The following is a 20,673-nucleotide window of genomic DNA, read 5'->3' as shown; positions in this document are numbered from 1 at the left end:
GCGCCAGGATGACAACCTAGGTGTCATAATGGACGGGTGAACGACACGGACGCCGGACGGCCCACCGACCGCCTCACCGAGGTCTTCGACCTGGTCGGACCCCTGTACCGGCGGGCCCAGCGCAAGGTCGAGCAGGACGCCCCCATCGAGGGCCTGTCGGTCGGCGTGCGCGCCGTCCTGCACCTGCTGCGCGAGCACGGGCCGATGACCGTGCCGCAGATGGGGCGGGAGCAGGCGCTGAGCCGGCAGTTCGTGCAGCGCATGGCCAACGACGCGGCGGCGCGCGGCCTGGTCACCTTCGCGCCCAACCCGGCGCACCGGAAGTCCTCCCTCGTCCGGCTCACCGACGAGGGGCGCGCCGCCGTGGACGCCGTGATGGCGCGCGAGCGCGCCGTGCTCGGCCGCGTCGGCGGCGACCTGTCCGCGGACGACATCGCCGCCTGCCTGCGCGTCCTGTCCCGCCTCCTCCGCCTCCTCGACGACGTGGACGTGGACTGAGGCGTTTCCCGGTCCGCTGCCGGGAAAGGGGAGAGCTTCCTGAGGGACGACGAAGGAGGCACGGATATGAGCGCCGAGGACAAGGTCTCGAACAAGGCTCAGGAACTCAAGGGCCGCGCCAAGGAGAACCTGGGGGACGCCACGGACGACGAGCGGCTCCAGGCCGAGGGCCGCGCCGACCAGACCGAGGGCAGCCTCCGGCAGGCGGGGGAGAAGGTCAAGGACGCGGGCAAGAAGGTGAAGGACGCCTTCAAGAAGTGACGCCCGCCTGACGCCCGCCGCCGGCGGTCATGACCCCGCCCGGCGCGCCGGCCCCGCCGCTTCACGACGGCCGCCCTCCGGCTTCCCAGCCGGCCGGCGGCCGTCGGCGCGCCCGCCCCGGTCTCGCCGCCCCCGGCAGCCCCCTCGGCCTCTCCGGCCAGGGGTGGCCGGGGCATAGGCGAAGGGCCCCGGATGGGCGATAGTGCTGGTGGCGGGTCCGTTCACGCGTGCTGGCGGTGGGGCGATGGAAGGCGGCAACGACTCGGGCGCGATCCGCATCGGCCGTACGGTCCGGCGGCCGGTGCGGGCGTGGACGGCGTCCGTCCACGAGCTGCTGCGGCACCTGGAGTCCAAGGGGTTCGAGGGCGCGCCGCGCGTCCTCGGCGTCGACGCCGACGGCCGGGAGATCCTCACCTACCTCGACGGCGACACCCTCGGCGGGCGCCGCGTCTGGCCGCAGTGGACCAGGACCGAGGACACCCTCCGCCAGGTGGCCCGCTGGCTGCGCGCCTACCACGAGGCCGTGGCGGACTTCGTGCCGTCCCCCGACGCCCGCTGGCGCACCGGCGGGCGCTGGTCGCCGGGCCTGATCATCGCGCACAACGACGCCAGCCCGTTCAACGCCGCCTGGCACGAGGGCCGCCTGGCCGGCTTCTTCGACTGGGACTTCGCCGGCCCCGTCACCGTCGACTCCGACGTGGCCTGGGTGGCGCTGGCCTGGGTCCCGCTGCACGCCCGCCGCGTGGCCGCCGCCGAGGGCTTCACCGACTTCGCCGCCCGCCCGGCGCGGCTGCGGCTGTTCCTCGACGCGTACGGCTGGCGGGGCGACCCCGACGCGGCCATCGCCGACATCCGGAGCCGCATGGCCGAGCGCGCCGCCCGCATCCGCAGCCTGGGCGCGGCCGGCGAGCCGCTGCACGCCCGGCTGCTGAGCCAGGGCGTCGCCGACGATCTCGATGAAGCCGTGGGCGAACTCGACGGCTTCCCGCTCCCGTCCCGCGTTATCAAGGAGTCATGAGCGCACGCTACGACGGACTTGCGGAGTGGTACGACGAGTACATCGGCGCCTCGGCGGGCGACGGCATCGCCGACGTGGCGCGGCTGCTCGGCCCCGGCGACGGCCTCTGCCTCGACCTCGGCTGCGGCACCGGCCTCTACCTCGACGCGATCCGCTCCACCGGCCGCACCCCGGTCGGGCTCGACCGCTCCGCCGACCAGCTCGGCCGCGCCCGCCGCCGCGACGGCGCGCCGCTGCTGCAAGGTGACGCGGCGGCGCTGCCGTTCCCCGACGCGACGTTCGCCACCGTGACCGCGATCTGGGTCTCCACCGACATCCCGGGCTTTCCCGCCGTGCTGCGCGAGGCCGCGCGGGTTCTGCGGCCGGGCGGCCTGCTGCTGTTCTACGGCGTGCACCCGTGCTTCAACGGCCCGCACATCGAGCCCCGCGAGGACGGCGCGGTCGTCATCCACCCCACCTACCGCACCACGGGCTGGCACCGGCGTTCCCCGTGGTGGCGCGAGGGCGGGGTGCGCGACCGGCTCGGCATGAGCCACGTCCCGCTGGCCGACCTGCTCAACGCGTTCGTCGGGGCGGGGCTGGCGGTCGAGCGGGCGGAGGAGCCGGGCGAGCGGCCCGTCCCCATGGTGCTCGCCCTGCGCGCCCGCCGCCCGTAACCTGCCGCCGTCCTGGTGTGGCGGCGGCGTCAGCGGCGACATCAGGGCGGCGACAGCCGGGTGTCAGCGCGGTCGGCGACCGTGGATCCCACGAAACGGGACCCGCGCTCACCGCCGGGAACCGGCGCCCTCCGCACCCGAATGGTGGCCGACCCTGATGAACCCGCACCCCCGCCGCTGGCTGATCCTGATCTCGCTCTGCCTGAGCACGCTCGTCCTGGTCATCGACAACATGGCGCTCACCGTCGCCGTCCCCGCGCTGGCCGCGGACCTGGGCGCGAGCGCGCAGGACATCCAGTGGATCCTGGAGTCCTACATGCTGGTCTTCGCCGGCCTGCTGCTGACCGGCGGATCCCTGTCCGACCGTTACGGCAGGCGCCGGATCATGGTCATCGGGCTGACCCTGTTCGGCGTGGCCTCCCTGGCGGGCACGCTCGCCGCCGACCCCGGCCAGCTCATCGCCGCCCGCGTGGCCATGGGAGTCGGCGGCTCGCTGATCATGCCGTCCACCCTGTCCATCATGATCACCGTCTTCACGGACGAGGCCGAACGCCGCAAGGCGCTCGCCGCCGGGGCCGCCTTCGGCGTGCTCGGCCTGGTCGGCGGCCCCGTCCTCGGCGGCGCGCTGATCTCCTCGCTCGGCTGGGAGGCGGTCTTCTGGATCAACGTCCCGGTCGCCGCCCTGGCCGTCCTCGCCGCCGTGACCCTCATGCCCGAGTCCAGGGGCCCGGCGACCAGGCCCGACCCGATCGGCGCCGTCCTGTCCATGGCCGGCATGTCCGCCCTGGTGTGGACGCTGAACGAGCTCGCGCACGGCATCGCCTGGGTCCCGCTGGTCATCGCCGTCGCCGCGCTGGGCGCCTTCGTCGTCTGGGAGCTGCGCACCGCGCACCCGATGGTGCCGCTGAAGCTCTTCGCCGACCGCGACTTCGCCGGCGGCAGCCTGTCGCTCACGCTGGTCCAGGTCGGCAACGGCGGCCTGCTGCTGGTGCTCACCCAGTACCTGCAGTTCGTCCTCGGCTACACGCCCACGCAGGCCGGCCTGGCGTTCATCCCGATGTTCGTCGCCTCCATGGCCTTCAACGGGATCGGCGCCGGCGTGGCCGCCAAACTGGGCAACCGCGTCACCGCCGTGCTCGGCATGCTCGTGATGGCGGCCGGGTTCGGCCTGCTGGCCTTCTCCTCCGCCGACAGCTTCGCGGCCCTCGCCATCGCCCAGGCCGTGCTGGGCGCGGGCAGCGGCCTGGCCTCGCCGTCGGCGGTCACCGCCCTGATGGGCGCGATCCCCGCCGAGCGGGCCGGCGTCGGCTCGGCGCTCAACAACACCATCCAGCAGGCCGGCGCCGCGCTCGGGGTGGCCGTCCTGGGCAGCCTGGCCACCGGCGGCTACGCCTCGGCCATGCCCGCCACCGCCTCCGAGGAGGCGCGCCGCTCGGTGGCCGCCGCCGTCCAGGACCCGGCCCTGGCCGCGGTCGCCCGCGACGCCTACCACGCGGCCATGTCGTCGGCCTTCCTGGGCGCCATGGCCGGGGTGCTCGCCGCCGCCGTGGTGGCTCTCCTCCTGCTGCGCGGCCGCCGCGCCGCACGGCGGCCGCGCCCGCCCCAGCGAGCCCCCGGCACTGGTCAACGCCTGACGCCGGCGGCCCGCCGTCCCTCCCGGCCGGCTCCTGGCGAGCGCGCCCGTCGCGGGCGCGCCGCCACGGGGCCGGTCGCGTGCGCGCCGCGGGCTGCGCGAGACTTGACCGGTGAGCGACGCGGGAGCCCGAGCGGGCGCGACGACGGTGGCGGAGGGGCCCTACTTCGACGAGCTGGAGACCGGGCAGGTCTTCGACGGCGCGCCGGGGCTCACCCTGACGGCCGGGCACGCCGCCGTCCACCAGGCGATCTGCGGCGACCGCCTGCGGCTGCCGCTCGACGCCCACCTGTGCGGGCAGGTCACCGGCGGCCCGCCCCTGGCCCACCCCGCGCTGGTGTGGGACGTCGCGATCGGCCAGTCCACGCTGGTCACCCACCACGTCAAGGCCAACCTGTTCTACCGGGGGCTCGCCTTCCGCCGCTTCCCGGTGATCGGCGACACGCTGCGCACCCGTACGGAGGTCGTCGCGCTGCGCCGCAACCGGCCCCGCCCGGGCCGCCGCCCGACCGGTCTCGCGGCCCTGCGGATCACCACCGAGGACCAGGAGGGCCGCCCCGTCCTCGACTTCTGGCGCTGCGCGATGCTGCCGCTGCGCGACCCCGACGCCCGCACCGCCCGGAACGGCGCGCACGACGACGACCTCGACGCGATCGGCGGGGAACCGGCCGGCGACCTCGCGGCGGCGGTGGCGGGCTGGCGGCTCGGCCGCTACGCCGAGCTCGTGCCCGGCCGCCACCTCGCCGGGCTGCGGGCGGGCGAGCGGCGGCTGGTCACCGGCGGCGACGTGGTGTCGGCCGCCCCCGAGCTGGCCCGGCTCACTCTCAATCTCGCGCGGGCGCACCACGACGCCGCGGGCGGGCGGCGGCTGGTGTACGGCGGGCACACCATCGGGCTGGCCCTGTCGCAGGCCGTCCGCGCGCTGCCGGAGCTGGTCACCGTGGTCGCCTGGCACGGCTGCGACCACCTCGGGCCGGTGCACGAGGGCGACACGCTGTCCAGCGAGGTGCTCGTGGAGCGCGCCGAGCCGCTGCCCGGCGGCGGGGGGCTGGCGCACCTGCGGTCGCTGGTCGCGGCGACCGGCGACGACGGCGCGCGGCGCGACGTCCTGGACTGGCGCTTCGTCGCCGTGTTCGCCTGAGCCGGCGGCCGGCCGAGGAGCGAGGGGTGGGGGATCGCGCCGGCGGGAAGGGTGCGGGCATGGAGGTGCTGAGCAGCCGCGTGCTGCTGCGCCCGCGGGATCCCGCGCGCAGCCGCCGCTTCTACGCCGAGACCCTGGGCCTGGCCGTCTACCGCGAGTTCGGCCCCCCGGAGCACCCGGGCACCGTGTTCTTCCTCGGCCAGGGGTTCCTGGAGCTGTCGGGACGCCACGACGGCGACGGCGGCTCCGGAGCCGCGGTGTCGTTGTGGCTCCAGGTGCGCGACGTGGCCGCCGAGGAGGAACGCCTGCGCCGGGCCGGGGTCACCGTGCTGCGCGAGGCCCGTACCGAGCCGTGGGGGCTGATCGAGCTGTGGATCGCCGACCCGGACGGCCACCGCCTCGTCCTGGTGGAGATCCCGCCCGACCACCCGCTGCGCCGCGACCAGCGCTGAGCGCCGGCCCGCCCGCTCAGCGCAGGGTGTAACGGATGGGCAGCCGCTTGAGGCCGCCCACGAACGTCGTGGCCAGCCAGGCGGGCTCGCCGTCCAGCCCGACCTCCGCCAGCCGGGGCAGCAGCTCGGCGAACAGCGCCTGGATCTCCATGCGGGCCAGCATCGCGCCCAGGCAGAAGTGCACGCCCGCGCCGAACGCCAGGTGCCGGTTCGGGCTGCGGCCCACGTCGAAGCGGAACGGGTCGCCGAACACCTCCTCGTCCCGGTTCGCCGACGGGTACGACAGCAGCACCGACTCGCCCGCCGCGACCGGCGTCCCGCGCACGGCGGTGTCCGCCCTGGCCGTGCGCATGAACTCCTTCACCGGGCTCACCCACCGGATCATCTCCTCGGCCGCCGACGGCAGCAGCCCCGGGTCCTCCCGCAGCCGCCGCAGCTCGCCCGGGTGCCGGATCAGCGCCTCCAGCCCGCCCGCGATCGTGGAGCTGGTGGTGTCGTGCCCGGCCGTGGCGATGATGACGTAGTACGAGGCGGCGTCGGCGTCGCTGAGCGGCCGGCCGGCCACGCGGGCGTTGGCGATGGCGGAGGCGAGGTCGCCGGTGGGGCGGGCGCGCCGGGCGGCGGTCAGCTCGTGGAAGTAGGCGAGCAGGTCGGCCAGCACCGAGGTGTGGGCCGCCGCGCCCGCGCCGCGCCGCCGGCTCTCGTCGTCCTGGCCGAACAGGTCCTGCGTCAGCCGCAGCATCAGCGGGAAGTCCGACTCCGGCAGGCCGAGCAGCGACAGGATGACGTGCAGCGGGTAGTGCGCGGCGACCTCCAGCGCGAAGTCGCACCGGCCGCCGTGCTCGGCCAGCAGGTCCACGTACCGTCTGGCCAGCTCCCGCACCCGGGTCTCCAGCGCGCGCATCGCCTTGGGGCGGAACCAGTCGGCGCCGACCGCGCGGAGCGCGCCGTGCTCGGGCTCGTCGGTGTGGACGAGCGTCCGCAGCCCGCCGCCGCGCGCCCGCTGCGCGTCCAGGGCGGCGTCCACCTCGGCCCGGCGCAGCACCGGGCGCGGGGCGCTCAGCCACAGCTCGTTGTCCCGCTCGATCTCCAGCACGTCGGCGTGCCGGGTCACGGCCCAGAAAGGGCGGTAACCGGGCGTCTCCACCCGGTGCACGGGGGCCTCCCGGCGCAGCAGCGCCAGGGCCTCGTGCAGGCGGGCCTCGTCGGTGTACGCGGCGGGCGTGGCGAGGCAGCGCCCCGCCTCCTCCACGGACGTCATGGTCGTGGCCACGGCTGAGCCTCCCGGCGACATGCGGGTGTACGGGCGTAATGGGGATTCCCGCGGCGCGCCGGACCCATGCGACGCCCGCCGCGCCCGGCCCCCTGACGCATCGATGTAACAAGTGCTACATTCGGCGCTGTGACGGACTCACGCTGGGTCGTGCTGCTGGTCCGGCTGCCCGCCGGGCCCTCCCGGCACCGGGTGGCGGTGTGGCGCGAGCTGCGCCGCCTCGGCGCCGTCTCCCTCGGGCAGGGCGCCTGGACCGTCCCGGACGTGCCGGTGTTCGCCGACGGGCTGGCCCGCGCCGTCGACCTCGCCGCCGCGGCCGGGGGCGAGGTGACGGTGCTCGACGCCACCGGGCGCACCCCCGCGGACTCCGCGCGGCTGCGCGCCATGTTCGCCGCCGCCCGCCGCGAGGACTGGGCCGAGTTCCTGGCCGACTGCGGCACGTTCGAGGAGGAGCTGGCCAAGGAGATCCGCCAGGCCAAGCTCACGCTGGCCGAGCTGGAGGAGGAGGAGCAGTCCCTGGAACGGCTGCGCCGCTGGCACCGCGCCCTGGCCGCGCGCGACGTCTTCGGCAGCCCCGACGCCGAGCGCGCCGCCCGCCGGCTCGCCGAGTGCGCGGCGGCCTGCGAGGACTACGCCGAACGTGTCTTCGCCGCGCTCCACCAGTCGCCGGGGACCACCCCGTGACCTCCGGCGGCGCCCCGGGCGGGGACGACACCCCGGCCGCCCCGGGCAGGGCGGACGGAGCGGACGGGGCGGGCGGGGCGGGCGGGGCCGGCGGAGCGGACGGGGCGGGCGGGGCGGGCGGGGCGGCGCGCGCCGGCTCGCGGGCGGTGATGTGGCCGCTCTACGCGGCCGGGTTCACCACGGCGTTCGGCGCGCACGGGGTCGCCGCCAACCTCGGCGCGCTCTCGCCGGACGCGGTGACCTCGCTGCTGGTGCTCGGCGGGCTGCTGGCCCTCTACGACGGCGTCGAGATCCTGCTGAAGCCCCTCTTCGGCGCCCTGTCGGACCGCGTCGGCGCGCGGCCGGTGCTGCTCGGCGGCCTGGCCGCCTTCGCCCTCGCCTCGGCCCTGTACGCGCTGGCCGGCAGCCCCGGCCTGCTGTGGGCCGCCCGCCTCGGGCAGGGGGCGGCCGCCTCCGCGTTCTCGCCGTCGGCCGCCGCGCTGGTCGCCCGGCTCAACCCGGCGGCCCGGCGCGGGCGGGCGTTCGGCGGCTACGGCTTCCACAAGAGCATGGGGTACACGCTGGGGCCGCTGCTCGGCGGCGTGCTCACCTGGGCGGGCGGCCTCCGGCTGCTGTTCGGGGTGATGGCGGTGCTCGCCGCCGGGGTCGCGGTGTGGGCGGCGGTGGCGGTGCCGCACGTGCCGCCGCTGCCGAAGGCCCGGCAGACGGTGCTGGACCTGGCGCGGCGGCTGGCCGACCGGGCGTTCTGGCAGCCGGTGGCGGTCCTGGCCGCGGCCACGGCCGCGCTGTCGGCCGGGGTCGGGTTCCTGCCGGTCAGCGGGGCGGCGGCCGGGCTGGGGACGGTGGCCACCGGGGCCGCGGTGTCGGTGCTGGCTGCGTGCGCCGCCGTGGTCCAGCCGTTCGCCGGGCGCGCCCTCGACGCGGGCCGGGTCACCGTACGGGCGGGGCTGGCCGCAGGGCTCGGGATGACGGCCGCCGGGCTCGCGGCCGGCGCGGCCGGATCAGCGCTCGCCACTCCCGCGTCAGCGGGGGCGGGAGCGCTGGGCGTGGCCGGGATGCTCGGGGCGGCGGTGCTCATCGGGACGGGCACCGGGCTGATCACGCCGCTGGGCTTCGCCGCGCTCGCCGCCTCCACCCCGCCGGAGCGGATCGGGCAGACCATGGGGGCCGCCGAGCTGGGCCGAGAGGCGGGCGACGCGGGCGGGCCACTCCTCGTGGCGGCGGTCGCCACCGCCGCGGGGCCGGCGGCCGGGTTCGCGGCGCTCGCCGCCCTGCTGGCCCTCGCCCCCGCCGCCCTGCTCCCCGGCCGCCACCGCCCCCGCCCCTGACCCGCCGGGGAACCCTGTGGCGGGTCAGCGGCCGGAGCAGCGCAGGAGCAGGACGGCGATGTCGTCCGTGCGCTGCTCCAGCGCCGCCGGCTCGATCAGCGACTCCGCGAGGTCCCGCAGCGCCCCGCCCCGCGTCGGGTTGAAGCGCTCGGCCAGGTCCGCGATGGCGTCGCCGAGGTCCAGGCCCGGCTGCTCGATGAGGCCGTCGGTGTAGAGGGTGAGGACGGCGCCGGCCGGCAGGTCGAGGTCGAGCGTGGCGTACTCGGCCTCCGGGTCGATGCCCAGCAGCAGACCGGCGGTGGTCTCGACGACCCGGGTCGGCTCGCCCGGCCGGCCGAGCAGCGGCGGCAGGTGGCCGGCGCTGGCCAGGCAGGCGGTGTGCCGTTCCAGGTCGAGGCTGGCGTACAGGCAGCTCGTGAAGCGGTCGGGCGCCAGCTCGACGAGCAGCCGGTTGGTGTGCGCCAGCACCTCGCCGGGGGAGGCCCCGGCGGTGGCGTGGGCGTGGATGGCGGTGCGCACCTGGCCCATGAGCGCGGCGGCGGTCACGTCGTGGCCCTGCACGTCGCCGATCACCGCCGCCGCCTGCGTGTCGCTGAGCCGGATGAGGTCGAAGAAGTCGCCGCCGATGTCCATGCCCGGTGTGGCGGGGACGTAGCGGGCGGCCAGGTCCAGGCCGGGGATCTCGGGCAGCGTGCGCGGCAGCAGGCTCGACTGGAGGCACTGCGCGAGCTGGTGCTTGACGTCGTAGAGCCGGGCCCGCTCGAACGCCTGCGCGATCAGCCCGGCGAGCGCGGTGAGCGTGGCCCGCTCGTCCACGCTGAAGCGGTGCGGGCGGTCGTAGGCCAGGATGCAGGTGGCGAACGGCCGCCCGGAGGTGATCAGCGGCAGGAACGCCCACGCCTTCATGTCGTCGGAGGTGATGGCGTCCGGGTAGGTCTCGCGCAGCTCCTCGGGCGTGGCGAAGAAGGCCGGCTTCGCCGCGTCGTGGGCCTGCCGCTCCGGCAGCGGCGGGATGACCGGCCGCCCGTCGAAGTCGTCCACGGCCTGCCGGCTGTACCCGCGCGAGGCCGCGACCCGCATCCGCCCGCCCTTGGTGGTGAGGATGGCCAGCGCCTGCACGTCGTAGACCGGCATCACGTGGTCGGCGACCAGGTCGATGACCTCCTGCGCGGTGACGGCCCGGGCGAGGGTGGTGGCCAGGTGCAACATCTCGTGCAGCGCGATGACCCGGCCGGGCCGGTCGCCGGGGGTCTGCGGCACCCGGTCGCCGGTGCCGCCGCCGGCCGGGTCGCCGCCCGTCCCGGTGTCCGTGACGCGCACGGTGATCCCGGTCAGGCCGGGGAAGAGCCGGAAGGTCAGCAGCCGTCCCGCCGGGCTGCGGCCGGTGAAGGTGGTGGCTCTCCTGCTGACCACGGCGGCCCGGTAGCGGTCCTCGTAGACGGGGTCGTCGAGCCAGGGCAGCGCCTCGTCCAGGCGTCTGCCGCGCAGGTCGGCGGCGTGCACGGACAGCAGGTGGGCGGCGGGCTCGGTGACGAGCACGACACGGCCCTCGACGTCGAGCGCGCAGTAGCCCTCGGGCAGCCGGTTGAGGCAGCCGAGCGCCACGAGGTGGGCGTCGGGGTCGGTGGAGCGGGCCGGGCGCGGGTTGAGGATGCGGGGCCGGGGGCCGGGCGTGATCGGCGTGCCCCGCGCGTCCCCCTCGCGCAGCACGTCGCCGAGGGCGGACGAGCTCGCCTCCACGGCGTCGAGCTGGGCCCGCGACAGCGTGCGGGCGCGGCCGGCGGGCCAGAGCAGCAGCAGCGCGCCCCACGTGCGGCCGCCGCCCCGGATCGGGCAGACGGCCGCCGCGAAGTGGTAGGGCAGCGACAGCGCGGACGCCGGGAACTGCCGCGCCAGGTCCTCGCGTCCGGAGATCCAGACCAGGCAGTCGTCGCGGACGGCCGCCGCGATCGGGACGGGGTCGTTGAGCCGCAGCCGGGCCCAGGCCATGGCGACCGGGGCGGGCATGCCGAGCTGGACGTCCATCAGCAACATCCGGCCGTCGTCGGCCAGGAGGTACACGGCGCCGATGTGGGCGCCCGTGCGGGTGATCGCCTGGACCAGCAGATTGTCCAGGCGTTGTGGCCCCGGCGGCGGTGCGGTGTCCTCCCGCAACGCCTCAGCCCGTTCCCGTACTCACGCTCGGTGAGCACGAAAGCAGTATCAAACCCCCCATACGGGCAGGATACACGCAGACACGTAACGAGTCAGTCACTTTGCGTTCAGGACAGGCAGGCGCCCGTCACCGCAGCAGGCCGCCGTCGTACAGGGACTGGAAGACGAGGGAGTCCACGGGGGACACCCGGTGCCGGTCGGCGTACCCGAGCCAGGCCTTCTCGGCGATCTCCCTGGCCGGCGTCAGCGGGCCCTGGTGGCCGGCGGTGTAGCAGATCATCCGGAAGGCCGACCGCCCCGGCCGGTCGGGCGGGACCTCGAAGGTGCCGAACAACACCATGGTCGCCGGGTCGATCGCCGTCCGCAGCTCCTCGTCGATCTCCCTGACCAGGGTCTGGGCGTCCGACTCGCCGGGCTCGCGCATCCCGCCGGGGAAGTAGAACACCTCCCGGCCGTGGCAGCGGGTCATCAGCACCTGGTGGTCGCGGACGAGGACCCAGGCCACCTTCTCCCGGACCACAGCCTCCCGGACCACAGCCTCCCGGACCTCGGCGTCGTGCCGCTCCGTGCTCGTCATGCCTGAACCCTACGGCGCGGCCGTCCGCCGGCGGTGCTTGCCCGTGCGCCGCGCCCCGGACACGATGGGCGGATGATCCTCCCGGTGCCCGCCACCCCGCTGCATCCGCTGCCCGGCCTGGCCCGGCGTCTCGGGCTCGGGCCCGGCGACCTGTGGGTCAAGCGCGACGACCTGACCGGCCTCGCGGGCGGCGGCAACAAGGCCCGCAAGCTCGCCGTGATCGTCGCCGACGCCCTCGCCCGGGGCTGCGACCACCTGGTGACCGGCGGGGGAGCGCAGAGCAACCACGCCAGGATGGCGGCCGCCGCCGCCAACATCGCCGGGCTGGGCTGCGACCTGCTGCTCACCCCCGGCGACGACAGCGGCAACCTGCTGCTCGACCGCGTGCTCGGCGCCGCCATCCGCTGGCTGGACGGCGGCCCGCTGCCGTACGCCGCGATGGAGGCCGCCATCGAGGAGCGCGCCCGCGAGCTGGCCGCGCGGGGCCGGCGGCCCTGCGCGATCCCGATCGGCGGCTCCTCGCCGCTCGGCGCCTCCGCCTACGTGGACGTGGGCCGCGAGCTGGCCGGCCGGCTGGACCCCGGCCTGGTGGTGGTCGCCGCCGGCTCCGGCGGCACGCAGGCGGGGCTGGCCGCCGGGCTCGGCGACCACGGCAAGGTGCTCGGCGTGGACGTCGGCGCCCGTCCCGGCCTGGCGGACGCCGTCCAGGAGCTGGCCGCAGAGGCCGCCGCCGTCGCCGGGCTGCCCGCCCGCGCGGCCGGTGCCGGCTGGACACCGGGCAGGCCGGCGACGGGTACGGCGCGCCGACCGACGCCGCCCTCGCCGCGCTGCGCGCCGCGGCGCGGACGGACGCCCTGCTGCTCGACCCGGTCTACACCGCCAAGGCGATGGCCGGCCTGTTCGCCGCCGCGCGCGAGGCCCCGAAGGGCACCCGGATCGTGTTCGTGCACACCGGCGGCCTGCCCGGCCTGCTCGCCTCCCGGTACGCCGGCTGGCTCACCAGCGAGCCGCCAGCCGCCGCCGCAGCCGGACCGGGAGCAGCGGCGGAGCCTTCCTGACCCGGCGGGCGCCGATCACCTGGAACAGCGCCCGCCGGTCGGTCATGCCGCCCTTGCCGCTCGGCTCCCTGCCGAACAACGCCACCAGCGTCGTCCGCACGCCGGTGCGCGCGCTCCACTCCTCGAAGGCCCGGCACTCGGCCGGGTCCTCCCCGCAGAACTCGTCGAACAGCAGCAGCGCGCCGTCGGAGAGCAGCGGCGTCACCCAGTCCAGCGCGCACGCCGTGGCCGACTCCAGGTCGGCGTCCAGGTGCGCCAGGCTGACCCGGCCCACCTCGGCGGCCAGCCCGGCGGTCAGCGAGTCGGCGAAGAAGCCCTCGACCACGCGCACCCCGCTCAGCCGCGGCACGGGCGTGGCGAAGGTGCCGGCCGGCAGGTTCTCGTAGCCCTCCGGCAGCCCCTGGAAGGAGTCGCAGGCGTAGATGCGCTTGCGGCGCTGCCGGCGGTCCCACAGCCGGGCCCGCCACAGCTCGTCCCTGATGACCCGGGTGGAGTGGCCCTTCCAGACGCCGAACTCCACGATGTGGCCGGGCACCGCCCGCGAGAGCTGCACGGCCAGCTCAAGGACCTGGGCGCGGGAGGGATAGGTGACCTTGTCCCTCAGCTCCGGCCACTCGCCGGTGGCGCCCCGCAGCCACGTCTCGCCGGCCAACGTGTTCTCTGTCATGTGACGACCCCTTCTGCGTACGACCGCGCGCGGGCGCGGCGAATCAGTCAGGGTGGGGTGCGGGCCACGCTGGATTACCGGTAGCAGTATGGTCGCCGCGGCGCCCCTCCGTCACCGGCTCGTCCGCATTCGCCCGGTAAAGCTGGCGTCCAGCATGGTTCGTGGCGGTCAGCCGTCCTCGCGCACGTGGCCGAGCTTGCCGGGGTCGCCGACCGTGTAGACGCCGCTGACCTGGGTGCCGTCCGGGGTCAGGTCCACGACCATCACGGCGTACGGGGCGTCCGCGACGAACACCACCGCCGACGGGTCGCCGTTGACCTCCCGGTAGCGGACCTCCGCCGCGCCGGCCAGCCGGGCCGCGGTGCCCGTGAGCACCCGGGCCACCTTGTCCGCGCCGTGGACGGGGCGCGCCGGGCGGTCGGCGCCGCCGTCGTACCAGAGCGTCACCTCGGGCGCGAGCAGCTTCAGCAGCGCCTCCAGGTCGCCGCCGAACGCCGCCGCCAGGAACCGCTCGGTCACCTCGCGCTGCGTCCTGGCGTCCACCCGGCGGCGGGGGCGGCGGGCCCGCACGTGCTCGCGCGCCCGGTGCGCGAGCTGCCGCACCGCGGCCGGGTTGCGCCCGAGCAGGGCGGCGATCTCGGTGTGCCGGTAGGCGAACACCTCGTGCAGGATGAACACCGCGCGTTCCAGCGGGCTCAGCGTCTCCAGCATCGCCAGCGACACCGACTCGGCAGTCTGCCCGTCGGCGGACGGCCCGTCGGCGGCCGGCTTGTCGGCGGCCGGCCCGGTGAGCAGCGGCTCGGGCAGCCACGACCCGACGTAGGACTCGCGGCGGCGGCGCAGCGCCGACTGCTGGGCGAGGGCCTGGTTGACGGCGACCCGCACCAGGTAGGCGCGCGGGTGCTCGACGGCGGCCAGGTCGCCGTCGCCGGAGCGGGCCGCCCAGGCCAGCCACGTCTCCTGGAGCACGTCCTCGGTGTCGGACACGCTGCCGAGCATGTTGTACACCATGGAGAACAGCAGCTCGCGGTGGGCGGCGAACACCTCCGTCGGGTCGGTGCCGGGCATCGGGGCTCCTCACTGTGCCGGGTACACCTCTGAGAGGCGGCCCGGCGTCCGGGATGTGACGTTCACGCCCGGAGTGTGAGCAGGCTCACTCCTCCTCGGCCAGCACCCGCTGGGCGACGGCGAAGGCGGCGTTGGCGGCGGGCACGCCGCAGTAGACGGCGCTCTGCAGCAGCACCTCGCCGATCTCGTCCGGCGTCAGGCCGTTGCGGAGGGCGGCGCGCACGTGCATGGCCAGCTCCTCCAGGTGGCCGCGGGCGACCAGCGCGGTCAGCGTGACGCAGCTCCGGGTGCGCCGGTCCAGGCCGGGCCTGGTCCAGATCTCGCCCCACGCGTAGCGGGTGATGAAGTCCTGGAAGTCCCTGGTGAACGGGGTGGTGCGGGCGGCGGCCCGGTCCACGTGGGCGTCGCCCAGCACCTCGCGCCGCACCCGCGTGCCCGGCACGGACGGCAGGTGGGCGAGCAGCGCCGCCGTCACCCGCTCCGGCTGGTCGGCGGGGGCGAGGTGGGCGGCGCCGGCCAGCTCGACCAGCGTCGCGCCGGGAATGCCGTCGGCCAGCTCCCTGGCGTGCGCGGGCGGCGTCGCCGGGTCGTCGCGGCCCGCCACGACCAGGGTGGGGGCCTTGATCGCGGCCAGCTCGCCGCGCACGTCGTAACCGGCCAGGGCGTCGCAGCAGGCCGCGTACCCCTCGGGGTCGGCCGCCGCCAGGTCGTCCAGCAGCGCCCGGTCGGGCGGGCCGGCGAACCAGCGCCCCGCCGTCGCCTCCAGCAGCGGGCCGGTGCCCTCGGCGCGCACCAGCCGGGCCCGCTCGCGCCACGCCTCGGGCTCGCCGAAGCGGGCCGAGGAGCAGACCATCGCCAGTGACCGCACCCGCCCGGGGTGGCGCAGCGCGAGGCTCGCGCCGATCGCGCCGCCGATCGAGACGCCCGCGTAGTGGAAGCTCGCGAAGCCCGCCGCGTCGGCCGCCGCCAGCACCAGCCCGGCCAGGTCGCCGACGGAGGCGACGGGCGCGGGCGGGGAGCCGCCGTGGCCGGGCAGGTCGAAGCGCAGCACCCGGAACGTGCGCGCCAGCGCGGCGAGCTGCGGCTCCCACAGGCGCAGGGACGTGCCGAGCGACGGCCCGAGGATCAGCGGCTCGCCGGTCTCCGGCCCGTCCAGCACGTGCTGCAGCATCGTCAGTCCTCCTCGATCGCCCGCTCCACCAGGGCGCGGGCGGCGCCCGTGGAGCCGGACAGGGTCAGGTTCGCGCGCATGCGCTCCGGGTGCACCCGCAGGCCCTCGACCAGCTCGGCGGCGTCGCGGGCGGCCCCGGCGACCACGCGCAGGCACTCGCGCAGGGGCTGCCACTCGGCGTGCCAGGCCCCGGGGGGACGCTCGTCCTCGGCGGCGAGGGAGGCGTACAGGACGGCGGCCAGCGGCGGGACCTGCCGGGCCGCCGCGGCGATCATGGTGGCGCGGACGGGGTTGCGCTTGTGCGGCATGGACGACGAGCCGCCGCCGACGCCCTCGGACAGCTCGCCCACCTCGGTCCGCGACAACACCAGCACGTCGGCGGCCGGCTTGCCGAGCGCCCCCGACGCGAAGGCGAGCGCCCCGGCCAGGTCGGCGACGGGGGTGCGCAGCACGTGCCAGGGCAGCGCCGGTTCGGCCAGCCCCAGCTCGGCCGCGAACCGCGCCACGAGCCGCAGCGCGCCGCCCCCGCCCCCGTTGCCGCCCGGGCCCGGCAGGTCGTCCTGGAAGGCGGCCAGGGTGCCGGCGGCGCCGCCGAGCTGCACCGGGAGCGCGTCCCTCGCGGCGCGCAGCCGGTCGCGGGCGTCGAGGACGAGCCTGCGCCAGCCCGCTGCCTTCAGCCCGAACGTGGTCGGCACCGCCTGCTGGGTGAGCGTCCGCGCGGCCATCACGGTGTCGCGGTGCGCGGCCGCCAGCCCGGCCAGAGCGCGGGCGACCCGGTCGAGGTCCGCCAGAACCGGGCCGAGCGTCCGGTGCGCCACCAGCATGAGCGCCGTGTCCATGATGTCCTGGCTGGTCGCGCCCCGGTGCACGTACGCGCCGTGCGGCCCGGCCGCCGCGCGCAGGTCCGCCACCAGCGGGATCACCGGGTTGCCGCCGGAGCGCGCCCGCGCGGCGAGCCCCGGCAGGTCGAAGGCCGCCACCCGGGCCGCCTCCGCCACCGCCCCGGCCGCCTCCGCGGGCGCGGCCCCGAGCGCCGCCTGGGCGCGGGTCAGCGCGACCTCGGCGTCCAGCAGGGCCCGCAGCACGGCGACGTCGCCGGTCTCGGCGGCCGCGCCCCGCATGGGGGACAGCAGCCCGAGGTCGGCCTCCGGGTCACCCGAAGTCAAGGAAGACCGTCTCCTTCTCGCCCTGCAGGTGGATGTCGAAGCGGTAGACGCCCTCGCGCTCCTGCCGGGCCAGCAGCGTCTCGCGCCGCCCGGGCGGCAGCGTGTCCAGGAAGGCCGCCTCGCCGTCGAAGTAGACGCGGGTGAACAGGTGGTGGAGCAGGCCGCGGGCGAACACGCACACGCTGATGTAGCCGTTCCCCGGCATGAGCGTGCGCAACCCGTAACGGCCGTCGGCGTCGGTCGGCACCCGGCCGAAGCCGGTGAAGTCGAGGCCGTGCCGGCCGAGGACGGCCCCGTTCACCGGGTCGCGCCGCAGCGAGCCCGGCCTGCCGCGCAGGTCGCCGGACGGGTCGGCCTGCCAGAACTCCAGCAGCGCGTCCGGCACCGGCGCGCCCGCGCCGTCGTGGACGTACCCCTGTACGGTGATCCCGCCGTCGGCGAGGTCGCCGCCGCCGGGGAACGGCAGCGCGAAGCCGTAGAACGGGCCGATCGTCTGCGAGGGCGTCGGCTTCATCGGCCTTCCTCCATCCAGGTCGCGGCCGGGCCGTCGAGGACGATGTCCCAGCGGTAGCCCAGCGAGATCTCGGGCACGGACAGGTCGTGGTCGTAGGCGGACACCAGCCGCTGCCTGGCCCGCTCGTCGGTCACCGACTGCAGCACCGGGTCGTAGGGGAACAGCGGGTCGCCGGGGAAGTACATCTGGGTGACCAGCCGCTGCGTGAACGCCGTGCCGAACACCGAGAAGTGGATGTGCGCCGGCCGCCAGGCGTTGACGTGGTTGCGCCACGGGTACGGCCCCGGCTTGATCGTGGTGAAGCAGTAGCGGCCCTCGTCGTCGGTCAGGCAGCGCCCCACGCCGGAGAAGTTCGGGTCGAGCGGGGCGGGGTGGTCGTCGCGCTGGTGCCGGTAGCGGCCGGCGGCGTTGGCCTGCCACACCTCGACGAGCTGGCCGCGCACCGGCCGCCCGTCGCGGTCGAGCACCCGGCCGCGCACGGTGATGCGCTCGCCGAGCGGCTCGGCCAGGTGCTGCCTGGTGAGGTCGGAGTCGAGCGCGGTCACGTCGGTGACGCCGAACACCGGCCCGGCCAGCTCGGCCGCCTCCGGGTCCTTGACGGCAAGCAGCGGCAGCTTGGGGTGGCGGAGCAGGCTGCTGCGGTAGGGGGCGAAGTCGCGCAGCGGCTGGTTCGCCTCCTCGCCCTCGTGGGCCCGGTGCAGCTCGGCGATCTCGCCGTCGATGTCGGCTTGGGTGAGGGGTGTGCTCATCGGGGGCTACCTTTCCAGTACGACGGCCAGGCCCTGGCCGACGCCGATGCAGAGACAGGCCAGGCCGACGCCGGACCCGGCCGCCGCCAGGCGGTGCGCCACGGCGCCGGTGATGCGGGCGCCGGACGCGCCGAGCGGGTGGCCGAGCGCGATCGCGCCGCCGTCCGGGTTGACCAGGGCCGGGTCGAGGTCCGGCAGCTCAGCCAGGCAGCCGAGCGTCTGCGCGGCGAACGCCTCGTTCAGCTCGACGGTGGCGAGGTCGGCGAAGGTCCGGCCGGCCTTGGCGAGGGCCCGGTTCGCGGCCTCGACGGGGCCGAGGCCGAAGTAGCGGGGTTCGAGAGCGCTGGCGGCGCCGGCGGTGATCCGCGCCAGGGGTTCGCGGCCGCCCAGCCCGTCCTCGTCGGTGAGCAGCAGCGCCGCCGCGCCGTCGTTGAGCGGGGAGGAGTTCCCCGCGGTGACCGTGCCCTCCTTGCGGAAGACCGGCTTGAGCCGGGCGAGCTTGTCCAGCGAGGTGTCCTCGCGGATGCCCTCGTCCCGCGTCACGTCCCCGACGGGAACGATCTGCCGCCCGAACGCGGCCTTGGCCGCCTTCTGGTGGCTGGCCAGCGCGTAGGCGTCCTGCTCCGCGCGGGTGATGCCGTGCTTGTCGGCGATCAGCTCGGCGCCCTCGCCGAGCGGCACCGTGTGCTCGGCGGGCATCCGGGGGTTGACCAGCCGCCAGCCGAGCGTCGTGGAGACCAGCTCGGCGCCGCCCGCGGGGAAGGCCCGGTCGGGCTTGGGCAGCACCCACGGGGCGCGGGTCATCGACTCGACGCCGCCGGCGATCACGGTGGAGGCGTCGCCGAGCGCGATCATCCGGTACGCCTGGATGACGGCCTCCATGCCGGACCCGCACAGCCGGTTCACGGTCGCGCCCGGCGTCGTCACGGGCAGCCCGGCCAGCAGCGCGGCCATCCTGGCGACGTTGCGGTTCTCCTCGCCGGCGCCGTTGGCGTTGCCGAGGATCACCTCGTCGGGGGCCTCGACGCCGTTGCGCTCGGCGACCGCCCTGACCACGTGCGCGGCCAGGTCGTCGGGGCGGACCCCGGCCAGCGCGCCGTTGTGCCGGCCGAACGGGGTGCGGACGGCGTCCACCACGTAGACGGTCTTCATGCCAGGACCTCCGCTTCCGTGCGCTCGCGCAGCTCCTCGACGCTGACCCCGGGCGCGGTCTCCACCAGGCGCAGCCCGTCCCCGGTGACGTCGAGGACGCCGAGGTCGGTGATGATCCGGTGGACGCACGCCTGCCCGGTGAGCGGCAGCGAGCACTCCTTGACGATCTTCGGCGAGCCGTCCTTGGCCGTGTGATCCATGATCACGATGACCCTGCGCGCGCCGTGGACCAGGTCCATGGCCCCGCCCATGCCCTTGACCAGCTTGCCGGGCACCATCCAGTTGGCGAGGTCGCCCCCGGCCGACACCTGCATCGCGCCCAGCACCGCCACGTCGATGTGGCCGCCGCGGATCATCCCGAACGACAGCGAGGAGTCGAAGAACGACGCCCCCTCCCGCACGGTGACCGTCTCCTTGCCGGCGTTGATCAGGTCGGGGTCGACCTCGTGCTCCCGGGGGTAGGGGCCGACGCCGAGCACGCCGTTCTCGGAGTGCAGGATCACGTCCACGTCGTCCGGCAGGAACGACGGGATGCGGGTCGGCAGGCCGATGCCCAGGTTGACGTAGTCGCCGTCGCGCAGCTCGGCCGCCGCGCGCGCCACCATCTCGTCCCGCGTCCAGCTCATGATCGGGTGGTCCCTCCCCGCGCCGGAGGCGCGGACGTCGTACGCCGCTCGATGCCCTTGGCGGCGGCCTGCTCGGGGGTCAGCACGAGCACCCGCTGGACGAAGACGCCGGGCAGGTGCACCTCGTCCGGGTCCAGCTCGGTCAGCTCCTCGACCTCGGCGACCGTGACGCGCCCGGCCATCGCGGCCAGCGGGTTGAAGTTGCGCGCCGACTTGTTGAAGACGAGGTTGCCGTGCCGGTCGCCCTTGGCCGCGCGGACCAGCGCGAAGTCCGTGGTGATGCTGCGCTCCAGCACGTACGGCCGCCCGTCGAACTCGCGCACCTCCTTGGCCGGCGAGGCCGCGGCGACCGAGCCGTCCGGGTTGTGCCGCAGCGGCAGCCCGCCCTCGGCCACCGGCGTGCCCACCCCGGCCGGGGTGTAGAAGGCCGGGATGCCGGCCCCGCCGGCGCGCAGCCGCTCGGCCAGGCTGCCCTGCGGGGTCAGCTCGACCTCCAGCTCGCCGCCCAGGTACTGGCGGGCGAACTCCTTGTTGTCGCCGATGTAGGAGGCCGTCACGCGCGCGATGCGCCCGGCGGCCAGCAGCACGCCGAGGCCGCCGCCGTCCACGCCGCAGTTGTTCGACACCACGGAGATGCCGGTCACGCCGGTGTCGTAGAGGGCCTGGATCAGCACGTTCGGGATGCCGCTCAGGCCGAAGCCGCCGACCGCGAACGACGCGCCGTCCCGCACGCCGGCCAGCGCCTCCTCGGCCGAGCCGACCACCTTGTCTCTCCGCACGACGCTCCAATTCACCGGGAGTGTTCGCATAGTGAACTTTTGTCCACT

21 protein-coding genes and 2 pseudogenes are annotated in these 20,673 nt (G+C 76.0%); 10 read left to right on the top strand and 13 right to left on the bottom strand.

The genetic code is table 11. The annotated features are described in order from the left end of the window. Window positions 1-36: 36 nt before the first annotated feature. The 4 genes from MF672_RS24530 (at window position 37) to MF672_RS24515 (ending at window position 2,433) form a co-directional block, all read left to right on the top strand. Entirely contained in the window at window positions 37-498 is a 462-nt protein-coding gene (locus tag MF672_RS24530) for a MarR family winged helix-turn-helix transcriptional regulator (protein WP_242382361.1), read from the top strand. 66 nt (window positions 499-564) lie between these two features. After that, complete coding sequence (locus MF672_RS24525) at window positions 565-759, top strand: CsbD family protein (RefSeq protein WP_242382360.1); 195 nt, start codon at window positions 565-567, stop codon at window positions 757-759. A gap of 244 nt (window positions 760-1,003) precedes the next feature. Further along, window positions 1,004-1,777 carry a phosphotransferase gene (locus MF672_RS24520; protein WP_242382359.1) on the top strand — a complete coding sequence of 258 codons (774 nt, stop codon included), beginning with the start codon at window positions 1,004-1,006 and terminating at the stop codon, window positions 1,775-1,777. Next, window positions 1,774-2,433 carry a class I SAM-dependent methyltransferase gene (locus tag MF672_RS24515; RefSeq protein WP_242382358.1) on the top strand — a complete coding sequence of 220 codons (660 nt, stop codon included), beginning with the start codon at window positions 1,774-1,776 and terminating at the stop codon, window positions 2,431-2,433. Before MF672_RS24520 ends, MF672_RS24515 begins: the two co-directional genes overlap by 4 nt. A 108-nt stretch (window positions 2,434-2,541) precedes the next feature. On the opposite strand, the gene MF672_RS24510 is transcribed toward MF672_RS24515, so the two are convergent. Beyond that, entirely contained in the window at window positions 2,542-2,727 is a 186-nt protein-coding gene (locus MF672_RS24510; RefSeq protein WP_247815410.1) for a hypothetical protein, read from the bottom strand. Here MF672_RS24510 and MF672_RS24505 point away from each other — a divergent pair. The 3 genes and pseudogenes from MF672_RS24505 to MF672_RS24495 all read left to right on the top strand — a co-directional run. Further along, window positions 2,666-3,985, top strand: a pseudogene (locus MF672_RS24505) (MFS transporter); the annotation flags it as partial. The gene MF672_RS24510 and the pseudogene MF672_RS24505 overlap by 62 nt on opposite strands. Window positions 3,986-4,178: 193 nt before the next feature. Beyond that, entirely contained in the window at window positions 4,179-5,207 is a 1,029-nt protein-coding gene (locus tag MF672_RS24500; protein ID WP_242382356.1) for a MaoC family dehydratase, read from the top strand. A gap of 59 nt (window positions 5,208-5,266) precedes the next feature. Then, window positions 5,267-5,659 carry a VOC family protein gene (locus MF672_RS24495; RefSeq protein ID WP_242382366.1) on the top strand — a complete coding sequence of 131 codons (393 nt, stop codon included), beginning with the start codon at window positions 5,267-5,269 and terminating at the stop codon, window positions 5,657-5,659. 16 nt (window positions 5,660-5,675) lie between these two features. Here MF672_RS24495 and MF672_RS24490 read toward each other — a convergent pair whose 3' ends face one another. Further along, window positions 5,676-6,932: a cytochrome P450 gene (locus tag MF672_RS24490; RefSeq protein ID WP_242382355.1), complete on the bottom strand. Its 1,257-nt coding sequence runs from the start codon at window positions 6,930-6,932 to the stop codon at window positions 5,676-5,678. 129 nt (window positions 6,933-7,061) lie between these two features. Here MF672_RS24490 and MF672_RS24485 point away from each other — a divergent pair, with 129 nt between their 5' ends. Continuing rightward, window positions 7,062-7,616 carry a Chromate resistance protein ChrB gene (locus tag MF672_RS24485; RefSeq protein ID WP_242382354.1) on the top strand — a complete coding sequence of 185 codons (555 nt, stop codon included), beginning with the start codon at window positions 7,062-7,064 and terminating at the stop codon, window positions 7,614-7,616. After that, entirely contained in the window at window positions 7,613-8,944 is a 1,332-nt protein-coding gene (locus MF672_RS24480; protein ID WP_247815409.1) for an MFS transporter, read from the top strand. The genes MF672_RS24485 and MF672_RS24480 overlap by 4 nt, the downstream gene beginning before the upstream one ends. Before the next feature lie 24 nt (window positions 8,945-8,968). On the opposite strand, the gene MF672_RS24475 is transcribed toward MF672_RS24480, so the two are convergent. Continuing rightward, window positions 8,969-11,098 carry a SpoIIE family protein phosphatase gene (locus MF672_RS24475; RefSeq protein ID WP_247815408.1) on the bottom strand — a complete coding sequence of 710 codons (2,130 nt, stop codon included), beginning with the start codon at window positions 11,096-11,098 and terminating at the stop codon, window positions 8,969-8,971. 127 nt (window positions 11,099-11,225) lie between these two features. Next, the gene (locus MF672_RS24470) at window positions 11,226-11,675 is read right to left on the bottom strand and encodes an NUDIX hydrolase (protein ID WP_242383947.1); all 450 of its coding nucleotides are present in this window, start codon (window positions 11,673-11,675) and stop codon (window positions 11,226-11,228) included. Window positions 11,676-11,747: 72 nt separating this feature from the next. Here MF672_RS24470 and MF672_RS52215 point away from each other — a divergent pair. Next, window positions 11,748-12,374: pseudogene (locus MF672_RS52215) on the top strand (pyridoxal-phosphate dependent enzyme); the annotation flags it as partial. A gap of 297 nt (window positions 12,375-12,671) precedes the next feature. Here the strand turns inward: MF672_RS52215 and MF672_RS24460 are convergent. From MF672_RS24460 to MF672_RS24420, 9 genes are all read right to left on the bottom strand, one after another. Further along, a complete protein-coding gene (locus tag MF672_RS24460) occupies window positions 12,672-13,400 on the bottom strand; it encodes a TylF/MycF/NovP-related O-methyltransferase (protein WP_242383466.1) in 729 nt (242 codons plus the stop codon). A 168-nt stretch (window positions 13,401-13,568) separates the two neighbouring features. Further along, window positions 13,569-14,468, bottom strand: a complete 900-nt coding sequence (locus tag MF672_RS24455; RefSeq protein ID WP_242383465.1) for a sigma-70 family RNA polymerase sigma factor — start codon at window positions 14,466-14,468, stop codon at window positions 13,569-13,571. Between the two features lie 85 nt (window positions 14,469-14,553). After that, window positions 14,554-15,639 (bottom strand): bifunctional 3-oxoadipate enol-lactonase/4-carboxymuconolactone decarboxylase PcaDC, encoded by a 1,086-nt coding sequence (gene pcaDC, locus MF672_RS24450; RefSeq protein ID WP_242383464.1) that lies wholly within the window; start codon window positions 15,637-15,639, stop codon window positions 14,554-14,556. Window positions 15,640-15,641: 2 nt separating this feature from the next. Continuing rightward, window positions 15,642-16,805 carry a 3-carboxy-cis,cis-muconate cycloisomerase gene (gene pcaB, locus MF672_RS24445; protein WP_242383463.1) on the bottom strand — a complete coding sequence of 388 codons (1,164 nt, stop codon included), beginning with the start codon at window positions 16,803-16,805 and terminating at the stop codon, window positions 15,642-15,644. Next, window positions 16,792-17,319, bottom strand: a complete 528-nt coding sequence (pcaG, locus tag MF672_RS24440; RefSeq protein WP_247815406.1) for a protocatechuate 3,4-dioxygenase subunit alpha — start codon at window positions 17,317-17,319, stop codon at window positions 16,792-16,794. The genes pcaB and pcaG overlap by 14 nt, the downstream gene beginning before the upstream one ends. Continuing rightward, window positions 17,316-18,068, bottom strand: a complete 753-nt coding sequence (gene pcaH, locus MF672_RS24435) for a protocatechuate 3,4-dioxygenase subunit beta (protein WP_242383461.1) — start codon at window positions 18,066-18,068, stop codon at window positions 17,316-17,318. The genes pcaG and pcaH overlap by 4 nt, the downstream gene beginning before the upstream one ends. Window positions 18,069-18,074: 6 nt before the next feature. Next, a complete protein-coding gene (locus MF672_RS24430; protein ID WP_242383460.1) occupies window positions 18,075-19,220 on the bottom strand; it encodes a thiolase family protein in 1,146 nt (381 codons plus the stop codon). Beyond that, window positions 19,217-19,846 carry a CoA transferase subunit B gene (locus tag MF672_RS24425; RefSeq protein WP_242383459.1) on the bottom strand — a complete coding sequence of 210 codons (630 nt, stop codon included), beginning with the start codon at window positions 19,844-19,846 and terminating at the stop codon, window positions 19,217-19,219. The genes MF672_RS24430 and MF672_RS24425 overlap by 4 nt, the downstream gene beginning before the upstream one ends. Beyond that, window positions 19,843-20,625, bottom strand: coding sequence for a CoA transferase subunit A (locus MF672_RS24420; protein WP_242383458.1), 783 nt, complete (start codon window positions 20,623-20,625; stop codon window positions 19,843-19,845). Before MF672_RS24420 ends, MF672_RS24425 begins: the two co-directional genes overlap by 4 nt. Window positions 20,626-20,673: the final 48 nt, after the last annotated feature.

The organism is Actinomadura luzonensis, assembly GCF_022664455.2.
GTDB lineage: Bacteria > Actinomycetota > Actinomycetes > Streptosporangiales > Streptosporangiaceae > Nonomuraea > Nonomuraea luzonensis.
This window is presented reverse-complemented; position numbering and strand designations above follow the sequence as displayed.

Bases quoted from the DNA above. Each gene is read 5' to 3' on its own strand.
- MF672_RS24525 (WP_242382360.1), top strand. From the start codon at position 565: ATGAGCGCCGAGGACAAGGTCTCGAACAAGGCTCAGGAACTCAAGGGC.
- MF672_RS24520 (WP_242382359.1), top strand. From the start codon at position 1,004: ATGGAAGGCGGCAACGACTCGGGCGCGATCCGCATCGGCCGTACGGTC.
- MF672_RS24515 (WP_242382358.1), top strand. From the start codon at position 1,774: ATGAGCGCACGCTACGACGGACTTGCGGAGTGGTACGACGAGTACATC.
- MF672_RS24510 (WP_247815410.1), bottom strand. From the start codon at position 2,727: ATGTCCTGCGCGCTCGCGCCCAGGTCCGCGGCCAGCGCGGGGACGGCG.
- MF672_RS24495 (WP_242382366.1), top strand. From the start codon at position 5,267: ATGGAGGTGCTGAGCAGCCGCGTGCTGCTGCGCCCGCGGGATCCCGCG.
- MF672_RS24470 (WP_242383947.1), bottom strand. From the start codon at position 11,675: ATGACGAGCACGGAGCGGCACGACGCCGAGGTCCGGGAGGCTGTGGTC.
- MF672_RS24460 (WP_242383466.1), bottom strand. From the start codon at position 13,400: ATGACAGAGAACACGTTGGCCGGCGAGACGTGGCTGCGGGGCGCCACC.
- MF672_RS24455 (WP_242383465.1), bottom strand. From the start codon at position 14,468: ATGCCCGGCACCGACCCGACGGAGGTGTTCGCCGCCCACCGCGAGCTG.
- pcaDC (WP_242383464.1), bottom strand. From the start codon at position 15,639: ATGCTGCAGCACGTGCTGGACGGGCCGGAGACCGGCGAGCCGCTGATC.
- pcaG (WP_247815406.1), bottom strand. From the start codon at position 17,319: ATGAAGCCGACGCCCTCGCAGACGATCGGCCCGTTCTACGGCTTCGCG.
- pcaH (WP_242383461.1), bottom strand. From the start codon at position 18,068: ATGAGCACACCCCTCACCCAAGCCGACATCGACGGCGAGATCGCCGAG.
- MF672_RS24430 (WP_242383460.1), bottom strand. From the start codon at position 19,220: ATGAAGACCGTCTACGTGGTGGACGCCGTCCGCACCCCGTTCGGCCGG.
- MF672_RS24425 (WP_242383459.1), bottom strand. From the start codon at position 19,846: ATGAGCTGGACGCGGGACGAGATGGTGGCGCGCGCGGCGGCCGAGCTG.